Raw genomic sequence first — 20,598 nt, forward strand, 5'->3', positions numbered from 1 at the left:
CCGGATCACCGAAGATCGTGCGAGATACCGGCCGTCGCATGAACTGACTTCAATCGACGGCCGACCGGTATCACACCTCCCGCACGTTGATCACCCCGGACACGCCGCGCAGGGCCATCAGGGTGTCCGGCGTCAGGCGGTGGCGTTTTTCCAGGTCGAGTTCGATCTCGCGTTCCGGCGTGCGGGCAACCAGGAACACCCGCTTCTGCCCGGGCGGATCGTTGTCCAGAATCTCCCGCACGCGGGCCAGCGGCCCCGGCTCGCCGACGTAGATCTTGAGCTGCTCGACGGTGCGCGCCACCGCCGCGTCCAGCGGCTCCACCGCTTGCATCATCAGGCGGATGTCGTCGTCGCCCTCCTGGCGGGCATCCACGGTGACCAACAGCGGATTGCCCGAATCGAGCAGGTCGCGGGCCGCCGCCAGCACCTCGGAGAAGACCACGGCCTCCATGGTGGCGCTGGCGTCGGAAATCTCGACGAAGGCATAGCGGTTGCCGGTCTTGCCGGTGCGTTCCTTGCGGGCGCCGGCGATGGCGGCGACGCGGATGGCGCCGCGCCCACCCTGCTTGATGTGGCGGGACAGGTCACCCAACTGCACCACGCCGAGCCGCTCCAGCCCGCTGCCGTAGCTGTCGAGCGGATGGGCCGACAGGTAGAACCCCAGCGCTTCCCGCTCCATGCGCAACCGTTCCATCGCCGGCCAGTCGGAACACGCCTTCAGGGACAGCGCCGGGGCTTCGTCGGCGCCGCCGAACAGGTTGACCTGATTGGACGTGCGCTCCTCGGCCGCGCTCTGGGCGTGGCGCATGATGGTGTCGATGGCCTCGTACACCTGGGCGCGGTTGGGGTTGAGGCTGTCCAGGGCTCCGGCCTTGACCAGGTTTTCCAACAGCCGCTTGTTGACGGCGCGGGTGTCGAGCCGGCGGGCGAAGTCGCTCAGGTCCTTGAACGGCCCGTTCCGCTCGCGCTCGGTGATCACCGCCTCCATGGCCGCCTCACCGACGTTCTTGATCGCCGCCAGCGCGTAGCGCACGGCGCCGCCCTCCACCGAGAACGCCACCTGCGAGCGGTTGACGTCGGGTCCCAGCAGGGTGATGCCCAGGCGCTGCAACTCCCCCTTGAACGCGCCCATCTTGTCGGTGTTGTGCATGTCGTAGGTCATGGTGGCGGCCATGAATTCGACCGGGAAGTTGGCCTTCATGTAGGCGGTCTGGTAGGCCACCAGGGCATAGGCGGCGGCGTGCGACTTGTTGAAGCCGTAGCCGGCGAACTTGGCGATCTGGTCGAACACCTCGGAGGCCTTGGCGGCCTTGATGCCGCGCGCCTCAGCCCCCTCGCAGAACAGCGCGCGCTGCTTGTCCATCTCGGCCTGGATCTTCTTGCCCATGGCGCGGCGCAGCAGGTCGGCCCCGCCCAGGCTGTAGCCGGCCAGCACCTGGGCGGCCTGCATGACCTGTTCCTGATAGATCATGATGCCGTAGGTCTCGCGCAGGATGGGCTCAAGCTGCTCGTGCAGGTACTGCACCTCTTCCTGACCCTGCTTGCGCCGGATGTAGCTGGGGATGTTGTCCATCGGGCCGGGCCGGTACAGGGCCACGACGGCGATGATGTCCTCCAGCGAGTCGGGTTTCATGTTGCGCAGCACGTCGCGCATGCCCGTGCTTTCAAGCTGGAACACGCCGGCCGTCTCGCCGCGCCCGAGCATCCGGTAGGTCTCGCGGTCGTCCAGCGGCAGCGCCGACAGGTCGGGCGTAAGGCCGCGCGGCGCCAGCAGCTTCACCGCCGTGTTGAGCACCGTCAGCGTCTTCAGGCCCAGGAAGTCGAACTTCACCAGGCCGGCCTGCTCGACCCATTTCATGTTGTACTGGGTCACCGGCATGTCGGCGTTGGGATCGCGATAGAGCGCCACCAGGTCCGACAGCGGCCGGTCGGCGATGACCACGCCGGCCGCGTGGGTCGAGGCGTGGCTGTACAGCCCCTCCAGCTTGATGCCGATGTCCAGCATGCGGGCGACCTGGGGGTCCTCGCGTTTCAACTCCTGAAGCCGCGGTTCGCCCTTGATGGCCTCGGGCAGGGTGACCGGCTTGGCCGGGTTGTTGGGCACCATCTTGCAGATCTTGTCCACATAACCGAGCGGCATTTGAAGCACCCGGCCGACCGAGCGCAGCACGGCCCGCGCCTGGAGCTTTCCGAAGGTGATGATCTGGGCCACCTTGTCGGCGCCGTAGGCCTCCTGGACGTAATGGATCACCTCGCCGCGCCGGTCCTGACAGAAGTCGATGTCGAAGTCGGGCATCGACACGCGTTCGGGATTGAGGAAGCGCTCGAACAGCAGGCCGAAGCGGATCGGGTCCAGGTCGGTGATGGTCAGCGCCCAGGCCACCACCGAGCCGGCGCCGGAGCCGCGCCCCGGCCCCACCGGGATGTCATGATGCTTGGCCCACTGGATGAAGTCGGCGACGATCAGGAAATAACCAGGGAAGCCCATCGACTCGATGATGCCCAGTTCGTAGTCCAGGCGTTCGCGGTAGGGACGGGCCGTGGCCTCGCGGTCCTCGTCGCTCATGCCGTCGGCGAAGACGTGCTTCCACAGCCGCTTGTTCAGTCCCTCGACGGCGAGGTCCCGCAGCGCCCCGGCCTCGCCCTTCTCACCGGCGCGGCGCGCGTGCGGCAGCATCGGTTTGCGCTTCTCCGCCATCACGGCGCAGCGCCGGGCGATCACCAGCGTGTTGTCGCAGGCCTCGGGCAGATCGCGGAACAGGTCGCGCATCTCGGCTGCGGACTTGAGACCGTGCTCCGGGGTCAGGCGGCGCCGGTCGGGCTCGTCCACAAAGCTCTTCTCGGCCATGCAGATCAGAACGTCATGGGCCTCGAACAGGTCGCGATCGGGGAAGAAGGCCTCGTTGGTGGCCACCAGGGGCAGGTCCTGGGCGTAGGCGAGGTCGATGAACGCGGGTTCGGTGCGGTGCTCGGCCGCCATGCCGTGGCGCTGGACCTCGACATAGCACCGCCCCGGGAACGCCGCCGCCATCCGGGCCAGCATCGCCGCCGCGTCGTCGGCGCGGTCCTCCAGCAGCAGGCGTCCGACCGGTCCACCGACTCCGCCGGTTAGCAGGATCAAGCCTTCGTTGAGGAGTTCCAGATCCTCCAGGGAGACTTGCGGGCGCTCACCCGACGGCGTCTCCAGGAACGCCTTGCTGAGCAGCGTCTGAAGGTGGGTCAGGCCGGTATCGGTTTGCGCCAACAGCACCACCGGGTCAGGGTCGGGTCGGCGCATGTCGCGCATCCCGGCGCCCCGGCGGCGCGGTTCGTCGGTGTTGCGCACCGCCACCTGACAGCCGACGATGGGCTGAACGCCGGCATCGGCGCAGGCCACCGAGAACTCCAGCGCGCCGAACACGTTGCCGGTGTCGGTGATGGCGACGGCCGGCATGGCCATGTCGGCGCAACGGCGGACCAGATCCTTGACCTGGATGGCGCCCTCGGACATGGAATACGCGGTATGGACACGCAGGTGGACGAAGTCGGCATGGGCCATGGGTCAACCTCAAGGGCGAACGAACGTGATGAAACGCGGGGCGGGGCGATGGTAACCGAGCGGCACGGGCCTGTCCCCCGTCGAGAACGGCGCACCGCGCTGGCGCTGGCGCTGGCGCTGCTCATTGCGGCGCCGGGGGCCGGGGCCGCGACCGATCCGGATGCCGAGTCCGCCCCGGAGGCCGAACCGCTGATTCTGTGTACGGCGCCCTGGCCGCCGTTCGTCGAGGCGGTGCCGCCGCTGCGTCCGCCCGCCTCCAAGCCGGATCCGGTGGCCCTGGGGTTCCCGGCCCGGGGCGACACCGCGACCACCGCCGAGCCCGAGGACATGGCCGCGCCGGAGATCATGCCGCCACCCCTGCCGGAGCCGTTGCGGCCGGAAGTGGGCGATTCGGCGCCGGCCTCCCCGGACACCGAGGGACCGCCAGGCGCCGGCACCCCGGTTGAGGTCCTGCCGCCGCCCGTGCCCCTGAACAAGCGCGTGGCGCGGGTTGAGTTGGCGGTCGCCGACGCCCACCGCCGCGCCGAGGCATCGGTAGACCGGTCGGAGGCGCCCGCGCCGGAGTCCGGGCCGGAAGACCAACCCGCCGGCGGCGAGGCGGCTGCCGCCGAGGCACCCGAGACCGCCGTTGATGCGGAGGTCGCCGAGGTGGACGTCGCGCCGCCGGCCGTGGAGGAGGCGGAGGACGGGGAGAGTGCGGAGAGCGCGGAGAGCGCGGAGGACGACGCGGACACCGGCGCCATGCTCAGCGCGCTGCAAATGCCCACGGCGCGGGCTCTGATGCCGCGTGGTCATGCCGGCGGACCGATGAGCGAGGCCGTGCGCGCGGCCTGCCGGGAGGGTGGGCTGAACTGCCGTGTCGTGCTCGGCCCCTGGATCCGGCCGCGCACCCAGCTTGCGTCCGGGGCCTGTGACGCGGTCTTTCCCGTCGAAAAAGCCGCCGGATCAGCCGGTTTCATGACGGTCTCCGATGCCGTGGTCAACAGCCGGCTGACCTTCTTCACCATGAACACGACCATCCATCGGATGGCGGATATGGCCGAGTACATCGTGCTCGCCCAGGGGCCGTCCGACGCCGCCGAGGACGCGCGCGCGGCCATCGAGGCGCTGGAAAAGAGTGCCCTGGTGCTGGGGCCGGATCTGGCCAGCCTGATCCGCCGCCTCAGCGGTCTGGAGCCGACCGACCGTGTGGCTCTCTATGGCAACTACCACGTCATCACCGACGCGATGAGGGATCACGAGGGACCGATCCCGGCGCTCAACGTGATTCCGCACCGGAGGCAGGCCCTGCGGGTTGGTTTCGCGCGCGCCACCGTGCCCGACGCGGTGGTCGAGGCCTTCAATCAGGGACTGAAACGCATCCGGGAAACCCGCGAGCTTCAGGACATCCTGGACGTCGGCGATGTGGCCCCGGTGAACTAAGACCAATCCCGATCGATCCGAAGGGCCAGCCGGCCCGACGGCGGGTCGCGCCTGCGGCGTGAACCCGCCTTCCGGAAGACCACCAATCAAACGCCAACGGGTTGATCCGCCGCTGGAGGCCGGCGAAGCAACGGCGACCGTCCCCCCTACAGCGCCGCCGCCACCTCTTCCAGCTCGAAGCACTCGATGAAGTCGCCGACCTGGATGTCGTTGTAGGTCTCGAACGACATGCCGCACTCGTAGCCCTCGCGCACCTCGCGGACATCATCCTTGAAGCGCTTGAGCTGGCCCAGGTTGCCCTCGTGGATGACGACGTCGTCGCGCAGCAGGCGCACCTTCGCCCCGCGCTTGACCATGCCTTCCGTAATCATGCAGCCGGCCACCTTGCCGACCTTGGTGATGTTGAAGACATCGCGGATTTCGGCGTAGCCCAGCAGGTTTTCCTTGTAGGTCGGCTCCAGCATACCGGTCAGCAGCGCCCTGACGTCGTCGGCGACGTTGTAGATGATGCTGTAGTACCGGATCTCGATTCCATCGCGCCGGGCCATCTCGCGGGCCTGCGGGTTGGCGCGCACGTTGAAGCCGATCACCAGCGCGTCCGACGCCTTGGCCAGCGTGATGTCGCTTTCGTTGATGCCGCCGACCGCCGAGTGCAGGACGTTCGGCTTGACCGCGTCGGTGCCCATCTTCTCCAGGGTGCCGATGAGCGCCTCGACCGAGCCCTGCACGTCGCCCTTGATGACCACGGGCAGTTCCTTGGCCTCGCCGGTCTGGATGCGCTCGAACATCTGCTCCATGGAGCCGCGCGCCGACTTGACGAACTGGCTCTCGCGGTCCTTGCGCTGGCGATAGCCGGAGACCTCGCGGGCCTTGGCCTCGTCCTCGACCACGATGAAATCGTCGCCGGCCTCGGGCGTGCCGTTGAAGCCCAGCACCTCCACCGGAACGGCGGGGCCGGCCTCCTCCAGGCGTTCGTCGCGCTCGTTGACCAGGGCGCGCACGCGGCCCCACTCCTTGCCGCAGACGAAGGTGTCGCCGATCCGCAGGGTGCCGCGCTGCACCAGCACGGTGGCGACCGAGCCCCGGCCGCGCTCCATCTTGGCCTCGACCACCGCGCCCTCGGCCACCCGGTTGGGATTGGCCTTCAGGTCGAGCATCTCGGCCTGGAGCAGGATGGCTTCCTCCAACTTTTCCAGGTTCATCCGCTTCTTGGCGGAGACCTCGACGGTCTGGACGTCACCGCCCATATCCTCGACCACCACGTCGTGCTGCAGCAGTTCGGTGCGCACGCGGTTGGCGTCGGCCTCGGGCAGGTCGATCTTGTTGATGGCCACGACGATCGGCACCTTGGCGGCCTGGGCGTGGCGGATGGCCTCGATGGTCTGCGGCATGATGCCGTCGTTGGCGGCCACCACCAGCACGACGATGTCCGTGACCTCCGCGCCGCGCGCCCGCATGGCGGTAAACGCGGCGTGGCCCGGCGTGTCGATGAAGGTGATGCGCTGGCCGCTTTCCAGCTTCACCTGATAGGCGCCGATGTGCTGGGTGATGCCGCCGGCCTCGCCGGAGACCACGTCGGCCTCGCGCATGGCGTCGAGCAGCGAGGTCTTGCCGTGGTCGACGTGGCCCATCACGGTCACCACCGGCGGGCGGGTGAACATGTCGGACTCGGTGTCGGGGCCGGTGACCAGACCGATCTCGACATCCGCGTCGGAGACTCGCTTGGCCTTGTGGCCGAAGTCCTCGACCACGAGTTCGGCGGTGTCGGCGTCGATCACCTGGTTGATGGTGGCCATGACGCCGAGCTTCATCAGCGACTTGATGACGTTGGCGCCGCGTTCGGCCATGCGGTTGGCCAGTTCCTGGACGGTGATGGTCTCGGGAACGGTGACCTCGCGGACCACGCGCTCCTGTGGGCCGCCCGACTGCTGCTTGCGGCGCTCCTTCTGCTGGGCGCGGCGCATGGCGGCCATGGAGCGGCCGCGCTCGGAGCGATCATCGCCGTCCAGAGCCGCCGAAATGGTCAGCTTGCCGCGCCGCTTGGGCTCGGAGCGCTTGGTCGAGGCGGGCTTGGGCGCCGCCTTGGCCGGGGTCGCGGCGGCGGGGCCACGGCGCGGCGCCGGGGAATCCTCGTCGTCGGCGGCGGTGCGGCGTGGCGGCTTGCCGGGACTCCTGGGGGCGGATGCACGGTTGCCCGCGTCGGCCCCGTCCGGTGTTGTCGGGGCGACCGCTGCCTTCGGTTCGGCCGCGTCCGCGCCGCTCGCGGGGGCCTCGGCCTGGCCGGCTTCCGGTGTCGCCTCGGACGCCGACGCGTCCTCTCCGGCCTGCCGTTCTTCCTCGGCCTTGCGGCGGGCTTCCGCTTCCTCGGCCTTGCGCTGGGCTTCTTCCTCTTCCGCGCGGCGCCGGGCTTCCTCTTCCTCGACCTTGCGGCGGGCCTCTTCCTCGGCCTTGCGGCGGGCCTCTTCCTCGGCGCGCTGCTGGGCATTCTGAAGGGCGCGCAGCCGGTGCGCCTTCTCTTCGTTGGTCAGGTCACCCGGCGCGCCGTTCGCAGCCTCGCGCGGGCGCGTGTCGGCCGCGCCGCCCCGTCCGCGCCGGGCGGCCTCGGCCTCGGCGGCCTGGACGTTGCGCTTCTTGCGCACCTCGACCTGCACCACCTTGGAGCGCCCATGCGAAAAGTTCTGACGGACCTGACCGCTCTCCAGCGGGCGCTTCAGTTCCAGCTTGCCGCGCGAGGAAAGAGACAGGGGCGCCTTGCGTTCTTTTTCGTCCGCCATTCGACTCAGCTTCGCTCCATACCCAACCACAGGTTCGGGACCGGACGTCCCGAGTTTCCGTCATGCCCTACACGGATCCGTCGGTAGTGACCCTAGGGTCGCCCCGATCCCCCGATCCGCCGTTGTTGCGGCGGGCCCCACGAGAGCCCGCCAGTTCATCCGCCACCGAGAGGATGACGGGACCGGGCCGAAACCCGGCCAGATGACCGCAACGCTCCACGAAGGTTTCCGCCAGCCGTCCCCCGTCAAGTGTGGCGTGAACGACCCGGTCGCGGCCCAGGGGACGCCCCAGTTCCTCGGCATCGAAGCCGACCACGACCGGCGGAGCACTCTGTCCGGCGCACCCGGACGCGGCGCCCTCGCCGCTCTCCAGAATCGCCACCGCCAGCGCCGCCACCTTTTCCCGGCCGTCCGGTGCTCCGTCGCGCGCCGAAAGAAGAACCGCCGGCATTCTTGCCCGTGAGGCCCCCGCCTCACGCAACCGTGTCCGCACCTTCTCGAACCCGGCGACCACCTGCCCGGCGCGGCGGGCCAGCCCCAGCGTGTCGAGACAGCGCCGCGTCAGCAGAGCCTCCACCCGATCCGCCAGATCGGCGGGCACCGTGACCGCGCGCCGCGCCGCCCTTGCGAATAGACGCTTTTGCGCCGCCATCTCTACCACATCGCGGCTCGGGCTCAACCACAAACCACGTCCCGGAAGGCGTCGGTCCACATCGGGGACCACCTGTCCATCCGGATCCAGAACGAATCGGAGCAGATCGCTCTTGGGCCGGCAGTCACGGGTAACGATGCAACGCCGTGTCCCGGGCGGCATGTCGTCCTCCCCGGTTTCGTCATCCGCCGCGCCCTGGCGACCATCCGGCGCCATCAGTCGAGACCTCAGGCATCCGATCCGGAGGCATCGGACCTGTCTTCGGCGTCGTCCGGCTCGGTCGCCGGGGCATCGCCGGCCCCGTCGCCATCGCCATCGGCGGCGGAGGCTTCGTCCTCGTCCTCGAACCAGTGCGCGCGCGAGGCCATGATGATGGTGTTCGCCGTCTCCTCGTCCATGTTGCCCTCGCCGACGATCTCGCGCAGTTCGTCACTGGCCAGATCGGCCAGATCGTCCAGCGTCTTGACGCCGGCTTCGCCCAGTGCGACCAGCATGACCGACGACAGGCCGTGAACGTACGTCATGTCGTCGTCCACCCCGAGTTCACGGCGCCGATCATCGGCGGCGCGATCCCGTTCTTCCAGGAAGCCCTGAGCGCGGTCCTTCAATTCGGTGGCGATATCCTCGTCAAAGCCCTCAATCGACGCCAATTCCGGTTCGTCGACAAAGGCCACTTCCTCGACCGAGCTGAAGCCCTCGGTGACCAGCAGGTGAGCAATGACGTCGTCCACATCGAGGGCGTCGATGAAGGCCTGGGAGCGGGTGCGGAACTCCTCCTGTCGGCGCTCCGACTCCTCGGCCTCGGTCAGGATGTCGATGTCCCAACCCGAAAGCTGCGAGGCGAGGCGCACGTTCTGCCCGCGCCGTCCGATGGCCAGTGAAAGCTGTTCGTCGGGGACCACCACCTCGATTCGGCTGGAATCCTCATCCACCACCACCTTGGCGACCTCGGCCGGGGCCAGCGCGTTGACGATGAAGCTGGCCTGATCCTCGGTCCACTGGATGATGTCGATCTTCTCGCCCTGGAGTTCCGCGACAACCGCCTGAACACGCGAACCGCGCATGCCGACGCAGGCCCCCACCGGATCGATGCCCGAGTCGTTGGACAACACCGCGATCTTGGCGCGCGAGCCGGGATCGCGGGCCACGGCCTTGATCTCGATGATGCCGTCGTAGATCTCCGGCACCTCCTGGGCGAACAGCTTGGCCATGAATTCCGGGCGCGTGCGCGACAGGAAAATCTGGGGCCCGCGCGGTTCCTGGCGCACGTCGTGAATGTAGGCCCGCACCCGGTCGCCGGTCTTGAAGTGCTCGCGGGGGATCAGTTCGTCGCGGCGCAGCAGGGCTTCGGCGCGGCCCAGATCGACCACGACGTTGCCGAATTCCACCCGCTTGACGAGGCCGTTGACGACCTCGCTGATGCGGTCCTTGTACTCCTCGTACTGGCGCTCGCGCTCGGCGTCGCGCACCCGCTGGACGATCACCTGCTTGGCGGTCTGGGCGGCGATGCGGCCGAAGTCGATGGGCGGCAGCGGGTCGATGATGACGTCGCCGACCTCGGCGTCCGGCTTCTTGCGGCGCGCCCGTTCCACGGTGATTTCCGTGGCCTCGTCCTCGATCTCCTCGACGACGTGAATGTGACGCTCCAGCTTGATCTCCCCGCTGCGACGGTCGATCAGCGCGCGGATGTCGTGTTCATGGCCATACTTGGAGCGTCCGGCCTTCTGGATGGCCTGCTCCATGGCGATGAACACCTCCTCACGGTCGATGCCCTTGTCGCGCGAGACCGTATCGGCCACCTGCACCAGTTCCGGCCGGGTCATGCCGGCCACGCGATCCATGTCCATCTGCCTCAGTCCTGACTGTCCTTGCCCTTGCGGGCCGCCTTGTCCGCCTTCATGACATGGCGGATCAACTCGTCCGTCATCACCAACTTGGCCCGGGTCAGCGCGCCCAGCGGCACGCGCCACTCGTCGCTTTCGTCCGGCCCCGGCTCGGCGACGGCGACGATGACCTCGTCGTCGTCGGTGATGCCCTTCAGCCGGCCCTTGACGCGGCGCCGGCCGTCGATGGCCACCTCCGCCTCCAGGCGCGCCTCCAGCCCGGCGTAGCGCTCGAAGTCGGAGCGCCGGGTCAGCGGCCGGTCGATCCCGGGTGAACTGACCTCCAGGTCGTAAGCGCCGTGGATCGGATCATCCACGTCCAGCACCGCCGACAGCGCGCGGCTCAGCGCCTCGCAGTCCTCCACCGTGATCGGCGCGCCGTCGGCGCGGTCGGCCATGACCTGGAGGATCTTGCGCTGCTTGCCCATCACCAGGATGCGCACCAGTTCGAAGCCCATGTCCTCCAGCGTCGGGGTCACGAGCGCCACCAGCGGCCCCTGTTCGCCCATCAGCCTGGTCACGATCCGATCCGTTCCTTCGCCAGCGTTCGGCAACAAAAAAAGGGGGGCCGCAGCCCACCCCAGCGTTATCTTCACTGGATCGTTCCTGATCCAGCCCTGCCATGAGGATTGATTGCGCGTTTGATAACAGGTTCCGCCACCGCTGGCAAGGTCGAGCGTCACGAAAGGGTCATGGGGCGGGGGCGGCGGCGGGGCGTTCGCGGCGGTGCATGTCCCGCCCGTCCGGACCCGCCGTTATTGTGGGGGCGGACGGAGGCTCACGCGTCGGTCAGGTCGAGACGGCGGTCGATGCGGTCCACTTCCTTGCCGAGGCGGTCAACTTCCGCCCGAAGCTGAGCCACGTATTCAGCGTCGCTGCCCTGATCCTGGCGCACGCGGGCAAGCCCCGCCTCGATCCGGGGGACACGCAGAATCGTCTCGTCCTGTTTCTGAATAACGGTATCCACCTTGGCATCAAGCCGCCGAAGATACGCGAGGACGATGTTCTCAGGCTCATCAGACATGATCGCGCCTCCCTGGCTGTCCAAACCCGGATACAGCGCCCTGATCCGCGCATCCTAACATATGGGTCGTGCATGTTCTCGGACAAACCGCCATCCTCTCCCCCATGAGCGAGTCCTTCTCCCCCCTCATCCTCCTCGCCGGGCCGACCGCCAGCGGCAAGTCGTCGCTGGCGCTGGCGCTGGCCGAGGCGCTGGACGGCACGGTCATCAACGCCGACAGCATGCAGGTATACCGCGACCTGCGCATCCTGACCGCGCGCCCGACGCCGGCGGAGGAGGGGAGGGCGCCGCACCGTCTGTATGGGGTGCTGGACGGCAACGACGTGTGTTCGGCGGCGCGGTGGGCGGACATGGCCGCCGAGGCGGCGCGCGAGGCGTGGGCCGCCGGCCGTCTGCCGATCCTGGTGGGCGGCACCGGATTCTATATGCAGGCGCTGACCGAGGGCCTGGCCGCCGTCCCCGACATTCCACCGGACATCCGCGCCGCCGCCCGCGCGCGCCTCGACGAGATCGGCAACGCCGCCTTTCACGACGCCCTCGCGGCGCGCGATCCGGAGATGGCCGCCCGCCTCGATCCGGGCAACTCGCAGCGCCTCGCCCGGGCCTGGGAGGTTCTGGAGGCCACTGGCCGCTCGCTGGCGTGGTGGCAGGATCAGCCGCCGGCCCCGCCGCCGCTGACCGCGCGCACCTTTTCCATTGTCTTGGACCCCGACCGCGACGCCCTGCGCACGGCCATCGACGCGCGGTTCGTGGCCATGGTGGAGGCCGGCGCGCGCGACGAAGTGCGCGCCCTGCTGGCCCGGACCCTACCGCCCGACCGTTCCGTCATGAAGGCGGTCGGCGTGCCGGACCTCGCGGCCCACCTGCGCGGCGAGATCGACCTCGCCACCGCCATCGCCCGCGCCCAGGCGGCCAGCCGCCAGTACGCCAAGCGACAACGGACGTGGTTGCGTCACCGGATGCGGGCGGATCTCATGCTCCCCTCTCTGCAGATCGCGCAACAACCGGAAAGGCTGGCCGCCGAAACCAAAACATTCGTTCGCCGGTTCCTGTTGACCGGCTAGGCGGCTCGGACTAGGTTGTCGCTCCCCGCGCTGTCCCCCGGACGGCGCGGCGGTTTCGTTTCGTGGTCCGAACCCGTCGGGACCCCGTCAGCAAGGATGCGCACCATGTCAGAGACGCAGCTCAACGGCGCCGAAATCATCCTCAAGGCCCTGGCCGATCAGGGTGTCGAGGTCGTCTTCGGATATCCGGGCGGCGCCGTCCTGCCGATCTATGATGCCCTGTTCAAGCAGAACCGCATTCGCCATGTGCTGGTCCGGCACGAGCAGGGCGCGGTTCACATGGCGGAGGGCTATGCCCGGTCCACCGGCAAGGTGGGCTGCGTTCTGGTGACCTCCGGCCCGGGCGCCACCAACGCCGTGACCGGCCTGACCGACGCGCTGATGGACTCGATCCCCATCGTCTGCCTGACCGGGCAGGTGCCGACCCACCTGATCGGCAACGACGCCTTTCAGGAGGCCGACACCACCGGCATCACGCGCCAGTGCACCAAGCACAACTATCTGGTCAAGGACGCCGACAAGCTGGCCCGCACCATCCACGAGGCGTTTCTGGTTGCCGGCACCGGCCGGCCCGGCCCGGTGGTCATCGACCTGCCCAAGGACGTGCTGATGGGCAAGGCGTCCTATGTGCCGGCGGCGCGGGTCAAGCACCGTTCGTATAAGCCGCAGGTCAAGGGCGACATCAAGCTGATCGAACAGGCGGTCGAGCTGATGGGCAAGGCCGAGCGGCCGATCTTCTACATCGGCGGCGGCGTGGTGAACTCCGGCCCCGACGCGGCCAAGCTGCTGACCACCTTCGTGCGCTCGACCGGCTATCCCATCACCAGCACGCTGATGGGGCTGGGCGCCTATCCGGCCTCGGATCAGCAGTTCCTGGGCATGCTGGGTATGCACGGCACCTACGAGGCCAATCTGGCCATGCATGACTGCGATGTCATGATCTGCATCGGGGCCCGCTTCGACGACCGCGTGACCGGCCGCCTGGATGCCTTCGCGCCGGGCTCGAAGAAAATCCACGTCGATATCGATCCGTCCTCGCTCAACAAGAACGTGCCGGTGGACATCGGCATCGTCGGCGACGTCGCGCATGTGGTCGAGGACATGATCCGGGTCTGGAAGGCCAAGCAGGTGCGCCCGTCTCAAAAGGCGCTGGCGACCTGGTGGGGCCGGATCGACCAGTGGAAGGCCCGCAACGGCCTCGCCTACAAGGCCACCGACTCCATCATCAAGCCGCAGTTCGCCATTCAGCGCCTGTACGAGGCCACCAAGGACCGCGACACCTACATCACGACCGAGGTCGGCCAGCACCAGATGTGGGCCGCGCAGTTCTACAAGTTCGAAGAGCCGAACCGTTGGATGACCTCCGGCGGCCTGGGCACCATGGGCTACGGCTTCCCGTCGGCCCTGGGCGTGCAGGTGGCGCATCCGGACTCACTGGTGATCGACATCGCCGGCGAGGCCTCGTTCATGATGAACCTGCAGGAGATGGGCACCGCCGCGCAGTACCGTCTGCCGGTCAAGGTGTTCATCCTCAACAATCAGTACATGGGCATGGTGCGCCAGTGGCAGGAACTGCTGCACGGCAGCCGCTATTCCGAAAGCTACTGCGAGGCCTTGCCGGACTTCGTCGCCCTGGCCGAAAGCTTCGGCTGGGTCGGTCTGACGGTGGACAAGCCGGGCGATCTCGACGACGCCATCCGCACCATGATCGAAACCGACAAGCCGGTCCTGATGAACGTCCATGTCGACCCGTCGGAGAACTGCTACCCCATGATCCCGTCGGGCGCGGCCCACAACGAGATGCTGATGAATTCCGAGGACACCGCCGGCACCGAGGTCTCCGACCAGGGCATGATGCTGGTCTGAGCCCGCAAGACCGAGACTTAACCGCCGAACCCAAGAGGACACATCGGGTCATGTCGCAATTGATGGCGCAACAGGACATTCGCACCCATACCATCGCCGTTCTGGTGGACAACGAGGCTGGCGTCCTGGCCCGCGTCATCGGCCTGTTTTCGGGGCGCGGCTACAACATAGAGAGCCTGACCGTCGCCGAGGTAGACGCCAACGAGCGCCTGTCGCGCATCACGCTGGTGACCTCCGGCACGCCGATGGTGATCGAGCAGATCAAGGCCCAGCTTGGCCGCTTGGTGCCGGTGCGCAAGGTCTCCGACTTGACGGTGGAGGGGCCGTCGGTGGGCCGCGAACTGGCGTTGATCAAGGTGGTCGGCGCCGGGGAGAAGCGCATCGAGTCCCTGCGTATCGCAGACATCTTCCGCGCCAATGTGGTGGACAGCACCCACGATTCCTTCGTCTTCGAGATCGTCGGCAAGACCGAAAAGCTGGACGCCTTCATCAAGCTGATGGAGCCACTCGGGCTGGCCGAGATCAGCCGCACCGGCGCCGCCGCCATCGCCCGCGGCAATACGGCTTTCTAAGGGACCGTTTCGGCCCGGCCGATCGCCCTTCTCGCGACCAAACCATTCCAGGGAACCAAGAACCATGCGCGTGTACTACGACCGTGATGCCGACGTGAACCTCGTCAAGGGCAAGAAGATCGCCATCGTCGGCTACGGCAGCCAGGGCCATGCCCACGCCCTCAACCTGCGCGACTCCGGCGTGACCGAGGTGGCCGTGGCCCTGCGCGAGGGCTCCTCGTCGCGCCGCAAGGCCGAGGCCGAGGGCCTGAAGGTCATGACCCCGGCCGAGGCCGGCGCCTGGGCCGACGTGGTCATGATCCTGACCCCGGACGAGCAGCAGGCCGATCTGTACAAGGACCATCTGGCCGGCACCATGCGCGAGGGCACGGCCATCGCCTTCGCCCACGGCCTGAACATCCATTTCAGTCTGATCGAGCCGCGCGCCGACCTCGACGTGTTCATGGTCGCTCCGAAGGGCCCCGGCCACACCGTGCGGTCCGAGTACGTGCGCGGCGGCGGCGTGCCCTGCCTGATCGCGGTGGCCCAGAACGCCAGCGGCAATGCCCATGAACTGGGCCTGTCCTATGCCTCCGCCATCGGCGGCGGCCGCTCCGGCATCATCGAGACCACGTTCCGAGAAGAATGCGAAACCGACCTGTTCGGCGAGCAGGCGGTGCTGTGCGGCGGCCTGACCAGCCTGATCCAGGCTGGTTACGAGACCCTGATCGAGGCCGGCTACGCGCCCGAAATGGCCTACTTCGAGTGCCTGCACGAGGTGAAGCTGATCGTGGACCTGATCTACGAGGGCGGCATCGCCAACATGCGCTACTCGATCTCCAACACCGCTGAGTATGGCGACTATGTCTCCGGTCCGCGTGTCATCAACGCCGAGACCAAGGCGGAGATGAAGCGCATTCTGGAGGACATCCAGACCGGCCGCTTCACCAGCAAGTGGATCCAGGAGTGCAAGGCCGGACAGCCGGAGTTCAAGGCCACCCGCCGCCTGAACGCCGAACACAACATCGAGGAGGTGGGCGCCAAGCTGCGCGGCATGATGCCGTGGATCGCCGCCAACCGCCTGGTGGACAAGGACAAGAACTGAGGTCGCGGCGGGTCCCTTCGTCGTTTCCTTCGGCGGGCGGAGTCGGCCCCCGTCCGTTTCCCATTGGAAACGTGGCGGGGCCTCCGCCGGAAGGAGCGCCGTGCATGGCGGCTTGCGCCTTCGGCGCGAAGCCGCCCGACGGTCTGCGTCCCGGAGTAAGAAGACAGGCGTCCGGGCGGGAGTGCGACTCCCGCCCGGCCCGGTTTGAAAGGGGCCCCCGGCCCGGATCACCTCACACACCCCAAGGAGTCCCGTCACCATGAGACGCGACCCCGCCCGCGCCGCCGCCAAGCAGGCCGGCAAGCCGCAAAGCCAGCGTCAGCTTCGTGTCGGCGAGGAACTTCGCCACGCGCTCGCCTGGACCCTGGAGAAGGGCAACATCCGCGACCCCGTGTTGGCCGCCACGCCGGTCACCATCACCGAGGTGCGCGCCAGCCCCGACCTGCGCAACGCCACGGTCTTTTGCATGCCCCTGGGGGGCGGCGAGGCCGCCGAGGCCGAGGTTCTGGAGGCCCTGCGCCGGGTCAAGCCCTTCCTGCGCCACGAGGTGGCCAGCCGGGTCCGCCTGCGCCATGTGCCGGACCTGTCGTTCGCCACCGACACAAGCTTTGACACCGCCAACCGCATCGAGGCGCTGTTGCACAGCCCCGAGGTGGCGCGGGACGTGACCGGCGACGACGACGGGCGCGACGAAGACGAAAACATCGACAAAGACATCGACAAAGACGGGGGCCATGGGGCGTAGGCGCAAAGGTCTGCCGATCAACGGCTGGCTCGTCATTGACAAGCCCCTGGGCATGACCTCGACGGCCGTGGTCTCCGCCGTGCGCCGGATCAGCGGCGCCGCCAAAGTCGGCCACGGCGGTACGCTCGACCCGCTGGCCACGGGGATTCTTCCGGTGGCGCTGGGCGAAGCCACCAAGACCGTCAGCCATGTGATGGATGGCCGCAAGCTGTATCGGATGGGGTTGCGCTGGGGCGAGCAACGCGACACCGACGATGCCGAGGGGCAGGTGATCGCCACCAGCGCCGCGCGCCCGACGCGGGAGCAGGTGGTGGCGGCCCTGCCTGCCTTCACCGGCTTTGTCGAGCAGGTCCCGCCGCGGTTTTCGGCGGTCAAGGTGGCGGGGCGGCGGGCCTACGATCTGGCACGGGCCGATCAGGCGGTGGATCTGTCCCCGCGCACGGTGCGCATCGACTCCATCGATATCCTGACGTCCGAGGACGATGCCCAGGCCGATCCGGATCGCCTCGACCTGTTGATCACCGCGGGCAAGGGCACCTATATGCGGGCGCTGGCTCGCGATCTGGCCCTGTCGCTCGGCACCGTGGCCTTCATGGACAGCCTGCGGCGGTTGTCGTGCGGGCCGTTCGACGAATCGCGCGCGATTTCCCTGGATTCTCTGGAAACGCTGGGGCATAGTCTCGCGCACTCCGAGGTTCTGCTTTCCGTCGAGACCGCGCTGGACGACATCCCGGCCCTGGCCCTGACGGAACAGGACGCCCGCCGCCTCTCCCTGGGGCAGCCGCTGGCTCTGTCGGCGGTGCTGAGCAGGGAAACGCCGGCGTGGTGGACGGCGGAGGCCGCCTCGTCTCCCGATACGGTCCTTCAGGCCCGGTCGGGCGGTCGGTTGGTGGCCATGGTCCGGATCGATGGCGGCGAGATCCGCCCGGTTCGTGTCATGAACCTGTAGCTCGGCCGGATGGCGCCACAGCCGTGGCGCCGCCGCTGCCGTTTTTGTCGTTTTCTAGGTCAGCGCGCGCCTCGATCATCGGTCGGGCGCCCCAGGGAGCCAAAGAGCACACGATGTCGATTACACCCGAACGCAAGCAGGAACTGATCAAGGAATTCGCGCCGACGGAGGGCGATACAGGCTCGCCCGAGGTGCAGGTCGCGATCCTGACCGAACGCATCAAGAACCTGACCGAGCACCTGAAGGAGCACAAGAAGGATACCCACTCCCGGCGCGGTCTGTTGATGATGGTCGGCCAGCGCCGGCAGCTTCTGGACTATGTCAAGCGGCGCCAGCGCGACCGCTATGAGAGCCTTATTGGTCGGCTCGGCATCCGCAAATAGGCTAATGCGATGGGTGCGGATCATATCCCCGCAACCCATGAGCACACCGAACACAGGGCGCTGTGTCCGGCCGGTCGCGCGACCTTCCTTTGGGAAGGGCGCGCGGACCTGGATCGGGCACGCCGAACGCGGGTCCGCGCCCCCCGCACGTCGCGGATCCCGGTTCGGAACCCGGATCCCGTTTCTCGCATGCCCGCCTGCTCTTGCCTGCGCGCGTCGTCCGGCCCCGTCCGACGGCGTGTTCAGCCATGAGCCGGTGGCGCAAGGGTGCGAAAGCGCGCAAGACGGCGGCGATGGTCACGCAAGGGAAAGATGACACGCAATGTCGATGTTTAACGTATCACGCAAGGAAATCGATTGGGGCGGCCGCAAGCTGGTCCTGGAGACCGGTCGCATCGCCCGTCAGGCGGACGGCGCCGTCCTGGCTTCGCTCGGCGAGACCACCGTGCTGTGCACCGCGGTCGGCGAGCACAGCCCGCGCCCGGGTCTCGATTTCTTTCCGTTGACCGTCCACTACCAGGAAAAGACCTTCGCGGCCGGCAAGATCCCCGGCGGCTTCTTCAAGCGGGAAGGCCGCCCGACCGAGAAGGAAACCCTGGTCTCCCGCCTGATCGACCGGCCCATCCGGCCGCTGTTCCACAAGGGCTACAAGAACGAGACCCAGGTCATCTGCACCGTGCTGTGCCATGACATGGAGAACGACCCCGACATTGTCGCCATGATCGGCGCCTCGGCGGCGCTGACGATCTCGGGTCTGCCGTTCATGGGGCCGATCGGCGCCGCCCGCGTCGGCTACATGGACGGCAAGCCGGTGCTGAACCCGACCCTGGATCAGGTCAAGGAGTCCGATCTGGATCTGGTCGTCGCCGGCACCAAGGACGGCGTGCTGATGGTCGAATCGGAAGCCCAGGAGCTGCCCGAAGAGGTCATGCTCGACGCCGTCATGTTCGGGCACGAGGCCTATCAGCAGGTGATCGACGCGATCATCGATCTGGCCGAGATGGCCGCCAAGGACCCGCGCGAGGTGCCCGAGCCCCCGCCGGAGGCCGAGACCGTGGCGACCAAGCTGCGGGAGATCGCCACCGAGGGCCTGACCGCCGCCTACGCCGAGCCGGACAAGGTGGAACGGCAGAAGAAGGTCGCGGCCGTCAAGGACGAGGCCAAGGCCGCGTTCGAGGACGACGAGGCCGCCCTGGCCCTGTTCGGCGGCGCCTTCAAGTCCCTGGAAGCCGACATCGTGCGCGGCACCATCCTGAAGACCGGCCAGCGCATCGACGGCCGCGACACCAAGACGGTGCGCCCGATCGAGGTCGAGGTCGGCTTCCTGCCGCGCGCCCACGGCTCGGCGCTGTTCACCCGGGGCGAGACCCAGGCCATGGTCGTCGCCACCCTGGGCACCGGTCAGGACGAGCAGATCATCGACGCCCTGGAGGGTGAGTTCCGCCAGAACTTCATGCTCCACTACAACTTTCCGCCGTACTCCGTCGGCGAGACCGGTCGCATGGGCGGCGCCGGGCGGCGCGAGATCGGTCACGGCAAGCTGGCGTGGCGCGCCATTCGGCCGCTGCTGCCGGCCAAGGCGGACTTCCCCTACACCATGCGCGTGGTCTCGGAGATCACCGAGTCCAACGGCTCGTCCTCCATGGCGACCGTGTGCGGCTCGTCGCTGTCCCTGATGGACGCCGGCGTGCCCATGCCGCGCTCGGTGGCCGGCATCGCCATGGGCCTCATCAAGGAGGGCGACGACTTCGCCGTGCTGACCGACATCCTGGGCGACGAGGACCACCTCGGCGACATGGACTTCAAGGTGGCCGGCACCTCGGAAGGCGTCACCGCGCTCCAAATGGACATCAAGATCACCTCCATCACCAAGGAGATCATGGACGTCGCCCTGAAACAGGCGAAGGACGGTCGTATCCATATCCTGGGCGAGATGGGCAAGGCCCTGACCGGGGCCCGCGAGGAAGTCTCGGGCAACGCGCCGCGGATCACCACCATCAAGGTGAACCCGTCCAAGGTGCGTGAGGTGATCGGCACCGGCGGCAAGGTGATCCGCGAGATCACCGAAACCACTCAGACCAAGATCGACATCGAGGACGACGGCACCATCAAGATCGCCGCCACCGATGCCGACAACGCCCAGCGCGCCGTGGACTGGATCAAGGGCATCGCCGCCGATCCGGAAATCGGCGTGGTCTACACCGGCAAGGTCGTGAAGGTGGTCGAGTTCGGCGCCTTCGTGAACTTCCTGGGCAGCCGCGACGGTCTGGTGCACATCTCGGAGCTGTCCAAGCAGCGCCCGCAGAAGGTGGCCGACGTCGTCAACCAGGGTGACATGGTCAAGGTGAAGGTGCTGGGCTTCGATGATCGCGGCAAGGTCAAGCTGACCATGAAGCAGGTGGACCAGGAAACCGGCGCCGACCTGAGCCAGTCGGAGGACTGATCCCCGTCAGGGCAAGGGCGGGTGATCAGACCCCTCTTATCCATAATGCGGGCACGCGGAAGCCGGGCGGGAGATCATCTCCCGCCCGGCTTTTTTTGGTGCGCCAAGCATGGCGCATAGCGCCGTGCCGGGCGCTGTCTGGACCGCTGTGGTGCCGGTCTCCGGGGACCTTGGGGGGGAAGTCTCCTGCGGGCCCTGG

The 20,598-nt window shown here is 67.9% G+C and carries 15 protein-coding genes; 9 read left to right on the forward strand and 6 right to left on the reverse strand.

Features of this window, described 5'->3' with window-relative positions; genetic code table 11:
- Positions 1 to 70 precede the first annotated feature (70 nt).
- Positions 71 to 3,538: a DNA polymerase III subunit alpha gene (dnaE, locus tag BLS85_RS10380; RefSeq protein WP_092785981.1), complete on the reverse strand. Its 3,468-nt coding sequence runs from the start codon at positions 3,536 to 3,538 to the stop codon at positions 71 to 73.
- Between dnaE and BLS85_RS10385 the strand changes: the two genes are divergently transcribed.
- Positions 3,503 to 4,960 (forward strand): type 2 periplasmic-binding domain-containing protein, encoded by a 1,458-nt coding sequence (locus BLS85_RS10385; protein WP_218128373.1) that lies wholly within the window; start codon positions 3,503 to 3,505, stop codon positions 4,958 to 4,960. The two genes, dnaE and BLS85_RS10385, sit on opposite strands and share 36 nt — an antisense overlap.
- 146 nt (positions 4,961 to 5,106) lie before the next feature.
- On the opposite strand, the gene infB is transcribed toward BLS85_RS10385, so the two are convergent.
- From infB to BLS85_RS10410, 5 genes are all read right to left on the reverse strand, one after another.
- Positions 5,107 to 7,734 (reverse strand): translation initiation factor IF-2, encoded by a 2,628-nt coding sequence (infB, locus tag BLS85_RS10390; RefSeq protein WP_092785985.1) that lies wholly within the window; start codon positions 7,732 to 7,734, stop codon positions 5,107 to 5,109.
- Positions 7,735 to 7,801: 67 nt separating this feature from the next.
- Positions 7,802 to 8,602 (reverse strand): RNA-binding protein, encoded by an 801-nt coding sequence (locus BLS85_RS10395; protein ID WP_092785987.1) that lies wholly within the window; start codon positions 8,600 to 8,602, stop codon positions 7,802 to 7,804.
- 11 nt (positions 8,603 to 8,613) lie between these two features.
- A complete protein-coding gene (gene nusA, locus BLS85_RS10400; protein ID WP_092786278.1) occupies positions 8,614 to 10,227 on the reverse strand; it encodes a transcription termination factor NusA in 1,614 nt (537 codons plus the stop codon).
- Positions 10,228 to 10,238: 11 nt separating this feature from the next.
- Complete coding sequence (rimP, locus tag BLS85_RS10405) at positions 10,239 to 10,790, reverse strand: ribosome maturation factor RimP (RefSeq protein WP_245699182.1); 552 nt, start codon at positions 10,788 to 10,790, stop codon at positions 10,239 to 10,241.
- A 257-nt stretch (positions 10,791 to 11,047) separates the two neighbouring features.
- On the reverse strand, positions 11,048 to 11,293 hold the full coding sequence (locus BLS85_RS10410; protein WP_092785991.1) for a hypothetical protein: 246 nt from the start codon (positions 11,291 to 11,293) through the stop codon (positions 11,048 to 11,050).
- A 92-nt stretch (positions 11,294 to 11,385) separates the two neighbouring features.
- On the opposite strand from BLS85_RS10410, the gene miaA reads away from it, so the two are divergent.
- The 8 genes from miaA to pnp all read left to right on the forward strand — a co-directional run bounded on the left by miaA (position 11,386) and on the right by pnp (position 20,399).
- Positions 11,386 to 12,357: a tRNA (adenosine(37)-N6)-dimethylallyltransferase MiaA gene (miaA, locus tag BLS85_RS10415; RefSeq protein WP_425438480.1), complete on the forward strand. Its 972-nt coding sequence runs from the start codon at positions 11,386 to 11,388 to the stop codon at positions 12,355 to 12,357.
- A gap of 105 nt (positions 12,358 to 12,462) precedes the next feature.
- Entirely contained in the window at positions 12,463 to 14,223 is a 1,761-nt protein-coding gene (locus BLS85_RS10420; protein WP_092785995.1) for an acetolactate synthase 3 large subunit, read from the forward strand.
- A gap of 50 nt (positions 14,224 to 14,273) precedes the next feature.
- Entirely contained in the window at positions 14,274 to 14,795 is a 522-nt protein-coding gene (gene ilvN / locus BLS85_RS10425) for an acetolactate synthase small subunit (protein WP_092785997.1), read from the forward strand.
- 64 nt (positions 14,796 to 14,859) lie between these two features.
- Positions 14,860 to 15,879 carry a ketol-acid reductoisomerase gene (ilvC, locus tag BLS85_RS10430; protein WP_092785999.1) on the forward strand — a complete coding sequence of 340 codons (1,020 nt, stop codon included), beginning with the start codon at positions 14,860 to 14,862 and terminating at the stop codon, positions 15,877 to 15,879.
- 259 nt (positions 15,880 to 16,138) lie between these two features.
- Positions 16,139 to 16,624: a 30S ribosome-binding factor RbfA gene (rbfA, locus tag BLS85_RS10435; RefSeq protein WP_092786001.1), complete on the forward strand. Its 486-nt coding sequence runs from the start codon at positions 16,139 to 16,141 to the stop codon at positions 16,622 to 16,624.
- Positions 16,614 to 17,573: a tRNA pseudouridine(55) synthase TruB gene (gene truB / locus BLS85_RS10440; RefSeq protein WP_092786002.1), complete on the forward strand. Its 960-nt coding sequence runs from the start codon at positions 16,614 to 16,616 to the stop codon at positions 17,571 to 17,573. The genes rbfA and truB overlap by 11 nt, the downstream gene beginning before the upstream one ends.
- A gap of 113 nt (positions 17,574 to 17,686) precedes the next feature.
- The gene (gene rpsO, locus BLS85_RS10445; protein WP_092786004.1) at positions 17,687 to 17,956 is read left to right on the forward strand and encodes a 30S ribosomal protein S15; all 270 of its coding nucleotides are present in this window, start codon (positions 17,687 to 17,689) and stop codon (positions 17,954 to 17,956) included.
- A gap of 322 nt (positions 17,957 to 18,278) precedes the next feature.
- Positions 18,279 to 20,399, forward strand: a complete 2,121-nt coding sequence (gene pnp / locus BLS85_RS10450; RefSeq protein WP_092786006.1) for a polyribonucleotide nucleotidyltransferase — start codon at positions 18,279 to 18,281, stop codon at positions 20,397 to 20,399.
- Positions 20,400 to 20,598 lie beyond the last annotated feature (199 nt).

Source organism: Rhodospira trueperi (genome assembly GCF_900101965.1).
Classification (GTDB): Bacteria; Pseudomonadota; Alphaproteobacteria; order Rhodospirillales; family Rhodospirillaceae; genus Rhodospira; species Rhodospira trueperi.

Bases quoted from the DNA above. Each gene is read 5' to 3' on its own strand.
- BLS85_RS10385 (WP_218128373.1), top strand. From the start codon at position 3,503: ATGGACACGCAGGTGGACGAAGTCGGCATGGGCCATGGGTCAACCTCA.
- dnaE (WP_092785981.1), bottom strand. From the start codon at position 3,538: ATGGCCCATGCCGACTTCGTCCACCTGCGTGTCCATACCGCGTATTCC.
- infB (WP_092785985.1), bottom strand. From the start codon at position 7,734: ATGGCGGACGAAAAAGAACGCAAGGCGCCCCTGTCTCTTTCCTCGCGC.
- BLS85_RS10395 (WP_092785987.1), bottom strand. From the start codon at position 8,602: ATGGCGCCGGATGGTCGCCAGGGCGCGGCGGATGACGAAACCGGGGAG.
- nusA (WP_092786278.1), bottom strand. From the start codon at position 10,227: ATGGATCGCGTGGCCGGCATGACCCGGCCGGAACTGGTGCAGGTGGCC.
- BLS85_RS10410 (WP_092785991.1), bottom strand. From the start codon at position 11,293: ATGTCTGATGAGCCTGAGAACATCGTCCTCGCGTATCTTCGGCGGCTT.
- BLS85_RS10420 (WP_092785995.1), top strand. From the start codon at position 12,463: ATGTCAGAGACGCAGCTCAACGGCGCCGAAATCATCCTCAAGGCCCTG.
- ilvN (WP_092785997.1), top strand. From the start codon at position 14,274: ATGTCGCAATTGATGGCGCAACAGGACATTCGCACCCATACCATCGCC.
- ilvC (WP_092785999.1), top strand. From the start codon at position 14,860: ATGCGCGTGTACTACGACCGTGATGCCGACGTGAACCTCGTCAAGGGC.
- rbfA (WP_092786001.1), top strand. From the start codon at position 16,139: ATGAGACGCGACCCCGCCCGCGCCGCCGCCAAGCAGGCCGGCAAGCCG.
- truB (WP_092786002.1), top strand. From the start codon at position 16,614: ATGGGGCGTAGGCGCAAAGGTCTGCCGATCAACGGCTGGCTCGTCATT.
- rpsO (WP_092786004.1), top strand. From the start codon at position 17,687: ATGTCGATTACACCCGAACGCAAGCAGGAACTGATCAAGGAATTCGCG.
- pnp (WP_092786006.1), top strand. From the start codon at position 18,279: ATGTCGATGTTTAACGTATCACGCAAGGAAATCGATTGGGGCGGCCGC.